This is a genomic window from Candidatus Pelagibacter sp. (genome assembly GCF_052049815.1).
Classification (GTDB): Bacteria; Pseudomonadota; Alphaproteobacteria; order Pelagibacterales; family Pelagibacteraceae; genus Pelagibacter.
Genome location: NZ_JBNGZG010000034.1, coordinates 1 through 11,133, shown reverse-complemented (window position 1 = coordinate 11,133; position 11,133 = coordinate 1). Strand labels below are relative to the sequence as shown.

The following is an 11,133-nucleotide window of genomic DNA, read 5'->3' as shown; positions in this document are numbered from 1 at the left end:
CAGTTGTGTATTAGAGAGAGCATCAATTGTAAAAACTTTTTTAATAATAATTCTTGGTTCATTAGCTTTAACTATATCAGCTAAAATTAAAATTCCTTTTTATCCAGTGCCAATGACGATGCAAACTTTTGTTGTAATGTTATTGGGTTTAGCATTTGGTTACAAAATAGGATTGGCAACAGTTAGTTTATATTTATTGGAAGGTATTGCTGGATTACCAGTTTTTTCCAACTCGCCTGAAAAAGGTGTGGGTTTAGTTTACTTTACTGGTCCAACTATGGGATATTTGATTGGTTTCTTATCAGCAACACTAATTGCTGGAACAATAAATTCTAATCACAACCTATTAAAGATAATTTTTAAACTATTATTATCTGTATCAACAATTTATATTTTGGGTGTTTTGTGGCTAGGCACACTTATAGGATGGGATAAGCCAATATTAGAGTTTGGGGTATATCCATTTTTGCTAGCAGAAATATTTAAGCTAGCTTTGTTGGTAATAATTTCAAAAAAAATAATTAATTTAAGAAAATTTATTTAGGAGATCTTTTAGAAAGAATTCTTTGAAGAGTTCTTCTATGCATTTTTAGTCTTCTGGCTGTCTCAGAAACATTTCTGTTGCATAACTCAAATACACGATGAATATGTTCCCACTTCACTCTATCAGCAGACATAGGATTTTCCGGAGGCGCTGCTCTTTTTGATGGATCAGCTAATAAAGCTTTTTCTACGTCTTCAGCATCTGCAGGTTTAGCTAGATAATCTATAGCACCTTCTTTAATTGCAGCTACTGCAGTTGGAATATTTCCATAACCAGTTAACATTATTACTCTACTATCAGAGTTAGAGTTTTGAATTTCTTTTACAACATCTAAACCATTTCCATCACCCAGTCTTAAATCAACTACAGCGAATCCTGGTTTTGATGTTTTAACTGTATCAATACCTTTTTGTACACCTTCAGCTTGTGCAACCGAAAAACCTTTTTTTTCCATTGCTCTAGCAAGTCTTTCTCTAAAAGGATTATCATCATCAACTAAAAGCAACGATTTATTCTCAAAATCATTGATGTTTTTTAATACAGCTTGTTCTTTCATAGCTAGGGTAATATGGTGATTTATTCTCAGATTACAACACTTAATTATTTGCTTTACATCAAGTCTATATTGCTCTAATTGCACGTTAAATGTGAAAGTTTTATTAATTTAAAGCTTTTTTTTATTAAATTTTTTTTGGAGGCATATGAAATGCAAAAATTTAAATCAGTTGAAGAGCTTATAAATCAACTGCAGCCTGAACAGCCTGTTTACTGTATCAGGAGAGATTCGATAAAAACTGCTTCAAAATTTTTTTTAGATAAATTCCCAGGTAAAATTTTATTTGCAGTCAAAACTAATCCTCACCCTGAGGTTTTAAAAACCATCATTGAGAGTGGAATTGATCAATTTGATGTGGCCTCAATAGAAGAAATAAAAAGCATTAAAAGTGTCGATCAAAATATTAAATGCTCATTTATGCATACAGTTAAGTCTAGAGAAAGCATTGAAAAAGCATATTTTCAATATGGAGTTAAAACTTTTTCTTTAGACACTAAAGACGAATTAATAAAAATTATTGAAAGCACTAAAAACGCAAATGATTTAGAGTTGTTTGTGAGAGTTGCAGTATCAAATGAACATGCTGAAATAGATTTATCGAAAAAATTTGGTGCTATTAGCTCTGAAGCAATTGGTCTTGTTAGGTTAGCCAAACAATATGCTGCTAAGCTAGGAATAAGTTTTCACGTTGGGTCACAATGTATGCATCCAATTTCATACTCTAAAGGAATCTCAGAAATAGGTAATATAATTAAAAAAACTAAAATTCTACCAGACTATATTAATGTAGGTGGTGGGTTTCCAACAATTTATCCTGATTTAATTCCTCAAAGTTTAGATAGTTATTTTGAAGAGATAAAAAAAGGATTAGCTAATTTAAAACTTGAAAAATTACCAGAAATTATCTGTGAACCTGGAAGAGCACTGGTTGCTGAAAGTGGTTCAACAATCGTAAGAGTAAACTTAAGAAAGAAACAAAAACTTTATATTAATGATGGAACTTATGGAACATTGTTTGATGCTGGTACTCCAAATATTGTTTATCCATCTAAGATGATTAAAGATCAATCAAATAAAATTATTTCTAAAAAATTAACTGCTTTCGATTTTTATGGTCCTACATGTGATAGTATGGATTATATGAAGGGACCTTTCCTATTACCAAATAATATTAAAGAGAATGATTACATTGAGTTAGGACAATTAGGTGCTTACGGTTTAACATTTAGAACTCAATTCAACGGTTTCTACTCAGATTTAATTTATGAAGTAGAAGATAAACCAATAATGAGCATGTTTGAGAAAAACGGTAACCAAGGTATATTAGTTGCCTAATGTCAGATAATAAGCCGTTAGGACACAACAGTAAAAAAGATTTCTTAAAAAATCCTGTAGAACATATTGATATTACTTCGTTTGATTCTAGAAAAATAATTTCTTCAATGGAAAAAATGTCTTTTGTTTCTAGAGAAACTGCAAATGCAGCTAATATTTATAATGAAATGTTAAAAGATAAAGATTGTACAATTTTTTTAACTCTTGCTGGATCTACATCTGCAGCAGGATGTATGAATATTTATAAAGACTTAGTGAAATATAATATGGTCGATGCAATTGTTGCAACTGGAGCTTCAATCATAGATATGGATTTTTTTGAAGCTTTAGGCTTTAAACATTATCAAGGTTCACAATTTCAAGATGATACAGAACTAAGGAAAAACTACATAGATAGAATTTATGATACATACATTGATGAGGATGAACTTCAAATGTGTGATAAAAAAATATGTGAAATTGCAGACACTTTAGAGCCAAGAAGTTACACATCTAGAGAATTTATTTGGGAAATGGGAAAATATTTAAAAGAAAATTCAATTAAAAAAGATTCATTGATCGAAACTGCATATGACAATAATGTTCCAATTTTTTGTCCTGCATTTACGGACTCTAGTGCTGGCTTTGGTTTGGTTATACACCAAGAGAATAATCCAAAAAAACATATGACAATAGACTCAATTCGTGAATTTAGAGAACTAACTGAAATAAAAATAAGATCTAAAGGCTCAGGGCTTTTTATGATTGGTGGAGGTGTGCCTAAAAACTTTATTCAAGATACTGTAATTTGTGCTGAGCTACTTGGAAAAGAGGTTGAGATGCATAAATATGCTGTTCAAATAACAGTTGCTGACTCTAGAGATGGAGCATGTAGTAGCTCTACCTTAAAGGAAGCTAGTTCTTGGGGTAAAGTAGATGTTACACAAGAACAAATGGTTTTTGCTGAAGCAACTAGCGTTTTACCTTTGATAGCAAGCGATGCTTATCATAAGGGTGAATGGAAAAATAGAGAAAGAAAAAATTTCTCAAAAATATTTAATTAAGTTGAAATATCTTTCAAACAAAAAAGGATTTCTTGGAATTGATAATAAATTCAATTTCAAAGAAAAGGTAGTTATAGTCCCATTTGGACTTGAAAAAACTGTTAGCTATGGTGGTGGCACTAAAAATGGTCCAAAAGAGATTATTAAAGCATCTCATCAAGTTGAGCTTTATGATGAAGAGCTTAATTGTGAGCCCTACAAAAAAATAGGTATCAAAACCTTAGAGACCTTTAAAATTGATAAAAATATAAATAAAGCCTTAAAAAAAATGGCTAGTGTTAATAAGGAAATTTTAGATAAAAAACTTTTTCCTATGACCTTTGGTGGTGAACATTCTATCACTCCTGGGTGTATTGATCCATTTGTAAAAAAATATAAAAATATTTGTTTGTTACATTTTGATGCTCATGCTGATCTTCGAGACAGCTATAATGGAGAAAAATTTTCTCACGCATCAGCTATCAGACGTTGTTTAGATCACAAAAATGTATCTATCATATCATTCGGAATTCGTAATATTTCTGAGAGTGAAATACCTTTTTTGAAAAAAAATAAATCTAGAATAAATATTTTTTGGGCAAAAGATAAGCCAAGATGGGATCTAAAAAAATTTAAAAAATTAATTAAAAACAAAACTGTTTATCTTACATTTGACGTGGATGGTCTAGACTCGAGTATTATGCCTGCTACTGGTACTCCTGAACCAGGTGGTTTATTATGGGATGAAACTTTAAATATCATAAGAATAGCGGCAAAAAATTCTAATATAGTTGGCGCTGATATAAATGAGTTGGCGCCAATAAAAGGATTTAATTCTTATAATTTTTTGGTAGCTAAATTAGCTTATAAAATTTTATCTTATAAATTTTTCTACTAAATTTTAACAGGTTTTAGAATGTTAAATAATAATCTAAATGGGATTAGCATTATTAACGCTACAAATATTTTTACAGCCAAATCTCCCAAAGCTAAAGTAAACCATGGTATTCCTGTTCCAAAAAATGAGATAGAGAAAAATAGAAAAGTATCTACAACTGAACCAATCATTGATGAAGCTAATGGAGCGATAAACCATTTTTTTTTCCTTAATTTATCAAAAATTTGTACGTCTAATAATTGAGCAACTATAAATGCTGTTCCAGAACCAATTGCTATTCGGATTGAAATTAAATCACCAAAATTTGTAGAAAAAATTAATGTAAATAAAATTCCTATTGAAAAACCAAAATAAACAATTTTTTTAGCTCCATTTTTTCCATAAACTCTATTTGCTAGATCGGTAATTAAAAAAGCGACGGGATAACTGAAAGCACCGTAAGTAAGTATATTTTCTAAACCAAATTTATTTATCGGAAATTGAACTAAATAATTTGATACAAGAACAATAACTCCCATAAGAAATGAGAGTAATATAAATGGTCTGTTCATTAAGCTGATTTAGATGATGGGGTAGCTTTTTTTACGTAGGGTGATTTAATTAAAATACTCTTTTTAAGTTTTTTTAATCTCGGCGATAAGTTTTTATTTTTAACTGTTTTTAGAAATTCATCAAAACTTCCTTTTTTATCTACAGTTCTAACTCCAGCATTACTCACTGTTACTTTTAAACTTCTTTTTAGTAACTCGCTTGTAAATTTAACTTTTTTTAAATTAGGTAAAAATCTTCTTTTAGTCTTATTGTTAGCATGACTAACATTGTGACCTTTCATAGGGATTTTGCCAGTTAATTCACATTTTTTAGACATAATATTTACGGCACTATATAAGGGGAGATTTTTCATGCGTCAAGTTTAATACAACGTAAATTATGAATGATTTCCAACAATTTCCGAATAATTTTTAACTCCCTCTTTTATAAGTATTTCTTTTAACTCATTTTTTATTTTACTTACAATATTTGGTCCTTGATAAACCATACCTGTGTAAAGCTGAATATAATCAGCACCTGAGAGGAATTTTTCAAATGCACTTTTCCCTGAGTCAACCCCTCCTACACCTATAATTTTTATCTCACCTTTAAATAATTTGTAAAATTTTTTTATTACTTTATTTGATTTAGATTCAATCGGTTTTCCAGACAGTCCTCCTTTTTGATGTTTTTGAATATCATTTAAATTTTCTCTTGTAGAGTCTGAAGTATTTGAAATTATTGCTGCATTAATTTTATTCTTTAAAAGAATCTCTGATATTTCATTTATTTGTTTATCAATGATATCTGGAGAAATTTTAACTACTATCGGTGTCTTAGAATTTAATTCTTTTTTTTTTAAATTAATTTTTTCCATCAACTCTTTGAGTTTAGTTTGATCATGAAAATTTCTAAGATTTTCAGTGTTAGGTGAAGATATATTAATTGTTATATAATCTGCATATTCATGGAATGTTTCCAAGTTTATAAGATAATCCTTAAGCCTATCTTTGGCATCTTTATTAGGTCCTATATTTATTCCTAGAACTCCTTTTTTTGGATTATTTTCAATTCTATCTAATGCACTCTTTGATCCTTTGTTGTTAAATCCAAGTCTATTAATTAGTGCCTCATCTTTTACAAGTCTAAAAACTCTGGGTTTTGGATTACCATATTGGGGAAGAGGGGTAATTGTACCAACCTCTACAAAACCAAACCCTAATTTAAATAAAGAATTATAAACCTCAGCATTTTTATCAAATCCAGCAGCCATTCCTATTGGATTAGGTATTTCTTTATTAAATAATTTTGTAGAAAATAAACTGTCGTTTGAATTATTATCAAAAATATCAGGAACAATGTTTAGTTTTAAACTTTTGATTGCTAAATTATGGGCTGTTTCTGGATCTAATTTGAATAGTAAAGATCTAAAATTTGAAAACATTATTCTAATTTACTTTTTATAAGTTCTTTAGTTTCATTTACACCAAAAAAACTTATAAAAAATCCCATTCTTGGTCCATTTTCATCTCCAAATACAACTTCATAAATTAGTTTGAACCAATCTCTTAAATTTTCAGCATAACCGTTTTCTTTTCCAGCAGTATAAATTTCTGTTTGAATATCTTCTGGTTTCATACTGTCGTCACATTTCTCAAGTCTTTCAATTAAAGCTCTTAAAGCAATAAATTCTTTTTCATTAGGTTTTTTATATTTTTTTTGTGCTTTAATTACATCATTAAAATATTTAATTGCATAACTTACGAGTTTGTCAAATATAGGGTGGTTTTTTTCGTCTATATCTTTTTTGTATTTTTTTACAAACTTCCACAACAATTCTTTGGAATCAGCATTACTTGTCTCTACTAAGTTTAATAACATTGAGAATGACATAATCATATTTTCTTTTGGGATCTTTCCATTATGAACATGCCAAACGGGATTCATTAAAGTTTGTAACTCATTTTGGGTCTTTGCTTTTTCAATAAAATCTAAATACTCATCAACTGCTTTTGGAACAATTTCTTTATAAAGTTTTTTGGCTCTTTTTGGATTTTGATACATATACAATGAAAGGCTTTCTGGTGATGCATAATCTAACCATTGTTCAATAGTAATTCCATTTCCTTTAGATTTAGAAATTTTCTCACCTTTTTCGTCTAAAAATAATTCGTATGCAAAACCTGAGGGATTTTTTTTTCCTAAAAGTTTGATTATTTTTGTAGATAAAATAGCACTCTCGATTAAATCTTTTCCATACATTTCAAAATCAATATCTAAAGCATACCATCTCATTGCCCAATCAACCTTCCATTGAAGCTTACATGCACCATCTAATATTGATGTTTCAAGTTTTTCACCATTATTATCAAAAACGATCGTAGAATTTTTATTATCAAACTCTAATACAGGTATTTCTAAAACTTTACCTGTTTTAGGACAGATAGGTAAAAAAGGACTGTATGTTTTCTGCCTCTCTTTACCAAGAGTTGGTAAAATAATATTCATAATACCATCGTAATTTTCAAGAATAATTTTTAAAGTATCATTAAAATAACCTGACTTATAAAGTGACGTGGAGCTTTTAAAAGAATAATTGAATTTAAAGCTATCCAAAAATGTTTTAAGTTTTTCATTATTATGTTCACCAAAACTTTGAAACTTTTCAAAGGGATCTGGAACTTGCGTTAATGGCTTATTTAAATTTTCTTTTAATAAATCTTGATTTGGAACATTTTCTGGAACTTTTCTTAAACCATCCATATCATCAGAAAAGGTAATGATCTCTGTTGGTAAATCTGTTAATTGATTTAGGGCATTGACCATCATTGAGGTTCTTGCCACTTCTCCAAAAGTTCCAATATGAGGAAGTCCACTAGGACCATATCCAGTTTGAAGAGTTATTTTACCTTTTTTCTCTATTAATGCCTTTCTTTCTCTCAGCATTTTTTTTGCTTCAACAATTGGCCATGCATTTGTTTTATCTAAGTTTTCTTTATTAATCATTGAATTTTCTAATTAATACTATTTAAGAAGTAATTACTATTTCTTATAGAGTTGAAATTTATTTACCATAAAATATGATTCTTTCAAAATGAGTAATTATAAAACTGTTTTTTTTACTTTAGGAATTTTGCAAATAATACTGGGTATATCGATGATCATTCCTGTTTTTGTGCAAATTTTATTTTCAGAACTAGATTCCTCATTTATTGGTGCATCAATAGTAACAATTATATTTGGTTCTTTATTTTTTTTATCAAATTTAGATCATGATAAAAAATTAAATCTTCAACAAGCTTTTTTACTTACTGCTTTGTCTTGGTTAAGTATTGCTGTTTTTGGTTCGATACCCTTTTTACTTTCTTCGATGAATCTGTCAATAACAGACTCTTTTTTTGAAAGTATGTCAGGAATCACAACAACTGGTTCAACAATCATTTCAAATTTAGAAACAGCTCCTAGAAGTATTTTATTTTGGCGCGCAATATTACAGTGGCTTGGTGGAATTGGTATAATTGTTATGGCGATTACTCTAATGCCAGTTATGAATGTTGGTGGTATGCAACTTTTTAGAATATCTAATAACGACTCCTCTGAAAAAATTTTACCAAAATCAAAAGAAATAGCTTTAAGGTTAATCTATATATATTCAATTTTAACAATTTTATGTGCAATATTTTATAAATTATTTGGTATGAGTTATTTTGATAGTTTAACTCACTCAATGACCACTATCGCTACAGGGGGCTTTTCAAATTATAATGCGTCAATTGGTTATTTTAATAATGCGTACATCGAGATTGTATCTATGACATTTATTATTTTAGGAAGCTTACCATTTATTGCATATATTAAGTTTCTTAATGGAGATCGTCAAATTTTTAAATCAGATAGTCAAATTATTACTTTTTTGAAAATTATTTTTTTTTCAATTATTATTCTTAGTCTGTATTTAAGTTTTACTGAAATTGATAAATTTAACTTAAGATCAATTTTCTTTAATGTAATCTCAATTATTTCTGGTACAGGATATGTAAATGATCAATTTGATAATTGGGGAAGCTTTACAATTGTTCTATTTTTAAGCTTAATGTTTATTGGAGGATGTGCAGGATCAACTACTTGTGGAGTAAAAGTTTTTAGATTTCAAATTTTATATCTTTTTATAGTAAATCAATTAAAAAAAATGATTTATCCTAAGGGAATTTTTGTAATAAAATATGCTCAAAATTCCATTAATGAGAAATTTATTGCATCAATAATTTCATTCATTTTTTTTTATTTTTTAATTTTCTTTGGACTATCTGCATTATTATCTTTATCAGGCTTAGATTTCATTACATCAATTTCAGGTGCAGCAACATCTATCTCTAATGTTGGACCTGGTTTGGGTTCAACTATAGGTCCAAACGGAAATTTTGCATCTCTACCTGATATATCTAAATGGATACTCACTGTTGGTATGATTTTAGGAAGGTTGGAATTATTTGCTATTTTAGTATTATTTGTTCCAGCGTTTTGGAGAAATTAAAATGATTGAATTAAAAAAACAAACTATATCAGAAACTTTTTCAATTTATTTTGATAAGAGAATGTTAAAAATTTTATTACTTGGAGCTATTTCAGGTTTTCCATGGGTTTTGATTGGGAGTAGCTTAAGCTTGTGGTTAAAAGAGGATGGTCTAAGTAGGTCTACAATAGGATGGGCAGGATTAATTTTTGGTGTTTATGCTTTTAATTACTTATGGGCACCTTTAGTAGATAGAATTAAAATTCCTTTTTTAACAAATAGAATTGGACATAGAAGAGGATGGATTGTGTTGATGCAAATTTTAATTTTAATTTCATTAATACTTTGGAGTTTATTAAACCCAACAGAAAACTTAGCAATAGTAATTTCAGTTGGATTATTAATTGCAATTGCATCTGCAACTCAAGATATAACTGTTGATGCTTTAAGAATTGAACAAATTGGAGAAAATGAGGGAAAATCTATGGCTGCTGGAGCTGCTATGGCCGTTGTTGGTTGGTGGAGCGGATATAAACTTGGAGGTGTAATCTCTTTATTTTCAGCTGAATTTCTTCAAAATTTAGGTTTTGAAAATTACTGGCAGTTAACATTTCTTATTTTAGGTATTTTAATCATTTTAATGAATATTGGATTAATGTTTATTCATGAAGATAAAAGTAACATGAGAGAGATTAATCAAAAAAGTAATGATGAATTAATTTCAAATAAACTTGGAAGCAAAAATATAATTAACAGTTTTTTAACATGGATTGGCGGAACTATAGGCGGACCAATCATAAGTTTCTTCAAAAAAAATGGATTTAACATAGCAATTGGTATTCTTGGATTTGTTTTTTTATTTAAAGTTGGTGAAGCTTTTTTGGGGAGAATGTCCATCGTATTTTATAAAGAAATAGGTTTTAGTAAGTCAGATATAGCTATTTATTCTAAAACTCTAGGTTGGATAACAACTGTAATCTTTACATTGTTAGGTGGTTTATTTGTAATTAGATCAGGAGTTTTGAAAGCAATGTTTCTTGCTGGAATATTAATGGCTAGTACAAACTTGTTATTTACTGTTCTGGCTTGGAGTGGAAAATCAGAACTAATTTTTGCAATAGCAGTTATTTTTGATGATATAGCAGCTGCATTTGCAACTGTAGCTTTTGTTGCTTTCATTTCTTTATTGGTGGATAGAACATATACAGCCACTCAATACGCTTTATTAGCATCAATTGGAACTGCTGGTAGGACCACTCTTGCTTCATCTTCTGGTGCATTAGTAGATTGGCTTCAAGGAGATTGGGGTGTCTTCTTTGTAATTACTGCATTAATGGTCATACCTTCGTTAATTATTCTGTGGTACATAAGAAATAAACTTAACTTAAGTGAAAAATAAATTCTATTTTAACAGGCCAATATCTAATTTATATTTAAAACCTTCTAATAAATCTGAGGTAACTACCCAAATTATTTATGGTGAAAAATTTTCAATATTAAAAAAAAATAAAGAATGGATAAAAATTAAACTAAATTTCGATAACTATATTGGCTATATAAAAAATAGAAATTTTGAAAATGCTTTTGAGGTTGAATACAAAATAAAAAATTTAAAAACTAAAATTTTCTTTTTAAGAAAAAATAGATTTAAACAATCAAATCAATATCTTTACTTTGGTTCAAAAATAAGAATTTTAAACAAAAAAGGTAACTTTTATGAATTTGAGAAAAATA

At 28.7% G+C, this 11,133-nt stretch carries 12 protein-coding genes; 7 read left to right on the top strand and 5 right to left on the bottom strand.

The genetic code is table 11. The annotated features are described in order from the left end of the window. A partial coding sequence (locus ACTT9D_RS05915) for a biotin transporter BioY (RefSeq protein ID WP_440930870.1) occupies positions 1-544 on the top strand: 544 nt, incomplete at its 5' end. Here the strand turns inward: ACTT9D_RS05915 and ACTT9D_RS05910 are convergent. After that, complete coding sequence (locus ACTT9D_RS05910; protein ID WP_440930869.1) at positions 537-1,100, bottom strand: ActR/PrrA/RegA family redox response regulator transcription factor; 564 nt, start codon at positions 1,098-1,100, stop codon at positions 537-539. The genes ACTT9D_RS05915 and ACTT9D_RS05910 overlap by 8 nt on opposite strands. 150 nt (positions 1,101-1,250) lie before the next feature. Here ACTT9D_RS05910 and ACTT9D_RS05905 point away from each other — a divergent pair, with 150 nt between their 5' ends. Genes ACTT9D_RS05905 through speB form a run of 3 tightly spaced genes read left to right on the top strand, consistent with a single transcriptional unit; the run spans position 1,251 to position 4,355 of the window. After that, complete coding sequence (locus ACTT9D_RS05905; RefSeq protein WP_440930868.1) at positions 1,251-2,435, top strand: type III PLP-dependent enzyme; 1,185 nt, start codon at positions 1,251-1,253, stop codon at positions 2,433-2,435. Next, entirely contained in the window at positions 2,435-3,478 is a 1,044-nt protein-coding gene (locus ACTT9D_RS05900; protein WP_440930867.1) for a 1,9-bis(guanidino)-5-aza-nonane synthase, read from the top strand. The genes ACTT9D_RS05905 and ACTT9D_RS05900 overlap by 1 nt, the downstream gene beginning before the upstream one ends. 1 nt (position 3,479) lies before the next feature. Beyond that, positions 3,480-4,355, top strand: coding sequence for an agmatinase (gene speB, locus ACTT9D_RS05895; RefSeq protein WP_440930871.1), 876 nt, complete (start codon positions 3,480-3,482; stop codon positions 4,353-4,355). On the opposite strand, the gene ACTT9D_RS05890 is transcribed toward speB, so the two are convergent. The 4 genes from ACTT9D_RS05890 to ACTT9D_RS05875 are packed head-to-tail and all read right to left on the bottom strand — an operon-like array spanning position 4,352 to position 7,892. After that, positions 4,352-4,906 carry a queuosine precursor transporter gene (locus ACTT9D_RS05890; RefSeq protein WP_440930866.1) on the bottom strand — a complete coding sequence of 185 codons (555 nt, stop codon included), beginning with the start codon at positions 4,904-4,906 and terminating at the stop codon, positions 4,352-4,354. The genes speB and ACTT9D_RS05890 overlap by 4 nt on opposite strands. Then, positions 4,906-5,223, bottom strand: a complete 318-nt coding sequence (gene rpmB / locus ACTT9D_RS05885; RefSeq protein ID WP_440908986.1) for a 50S ribosomal protein L28 — start codon at positions 5,221-5,223, stop codon at positions 4,906-4,908. The genes ACTT9D_RS05890 and rpmB overlap by 1 nt, the downstream gene beginning before the upstream one ends. Before the next feature lie 60 nt (positions 5,224-5,283). Next, positions 5,284-6,330 (bottom strand): quinone-dependent dihydroorotate dehydrogenase, encoded by a 1,047-nt coding sequence (locus ACTT9D_RS05880; protein WP_440930865.1) that lies wholly within the window; start codon positions 6,328-6,330, stop codon positions 5,284-5,286. Then, entirely contained in the window at positions 6,330-7,892 is a 1,563-nt protein-coding gene (locus ACTT9D_RS05875; RefSeq protein ID WP_440930864.1) for a lysine--tRNA ligase, read from the bottom strand. Before ACTT9D_RS05875 ends, ACTT9D_RS05880 begins: the two co-directional genes overlap by 1 nt. An 88-nt stretch (positions 7,893-7,980) precedes the next feature. On the opposite strand from ACTT9D_RS05875, the gene ACTT9D_RS05870 reads away from it, so the two are divergent. The 3 genes from ACTT9D_RS05870 to ACTT9D_RS05860 form a co-directional block, all read left to right on the top strand. Next, on the top strand, positions 7,981-9,420 hold the full coding sequence (locus ACTT9D_RS05870; RefSeq protein ID WP_440930863.1) for a TrkH family potassium uptake protein: 1,440 nt from the start codon (positions 7,981-7,983) through the stop codon (positions 9,418-9,420). Between the two features lies 1 nt (position 9,421). Then, positions 9,422-10,798 carry an AmpG family muropeptide MFS transporter gene (locus ACTT9D_RS05865; protein WP_440930862.1) on the top strand — a complete coding sequence of 459 codons (1,377 nt, stop codon included), beginning with the start codon at positions 9,422-9,424 and terminating at the stop codon, positions 10,796-10,798. Beyond that, a partial coding sequence (locus tag ACTT9D_RS05860; protein WP_440930861.1) for an SH3 domain-containing protein occupies positions 10,788-11,133 on the top strand: 346 nt, incomplete at its 3' end. The genes ACTT9D_RS05865 and ACTT9D_RS05860, both read left to right, overlap by 11 nt.

What these genes read in the sequence shown, in the direction of transcription:
- ACTT9D_RS05880 (WP_440930865.1), bottom strand. Translation starts at nt 6,330, where the DNA reads ATGTTTTCAAATTTTAGATCTTTACTATTCAAATTAGATCCAGAAACA.
- ACTT9D_RS05890 (WP_440930866.1), bottom strand. Translation starts at nt 4,906, where the DNA reads ATGAACAGACCATTTATATTACTCTCATTTCTTATGGGAGTTATTGTT.
- ACTT9D_RS05875 (WP_440930864.1), bottom strand. Translation starts at nt 7,892, where the DNA reads ATGATTAATAAAGAAAACTTAGATAAAACAAATGCATGGCCAATTGTT.
- ACTT9D_RS05870 (WP_440930863.1), top strand. Translation starts at nt 7,981, where the DNA reads ATGAGTAATTATAAAACTGTTTTTTTTACTTTAGGAATTTTGCAAATA.
- ACTT9D_RS05910 (WP_440930869.1), bottom strand. Translation starts at nt 1,100, where the DNA reads ATGAAAGAACAAGCTGTATTAAAAAACATCAATGATTTTGAGAATAAA.
- rpmB (WP_440908986.1), bottom strand. Translation starts at nt 5,223, where the DNA reads ATGTCTAAAAAATGTGAATTAACTGGCAAAATCCCTATGAAAGGTCAC.
- ACTT9D_RS05865 (WP_440930862.1), top strand. Translation starts at nt 9,422, where the DNA reads ATGATTGAATTAAAAAAACAAACTATATCAGAAACTTTTTCAATTTAT.
- ACTT9D_RS05905 (WP_440930868.1), top strand. Translation starts at nt 1,251, where the DNA reads ATGCAAAAATTTAAATCAGTTGAAGAGCTTATAAATCAACTGCAGCCT.
- ACTT9D_RS05900 (WP_440930867.1), top strand. Translation starts at nt 2,435, where the DNA reads ATGTCAGATAATAAGCCGTTAGGACACAACAGTAAAAAAGATTTCTTA.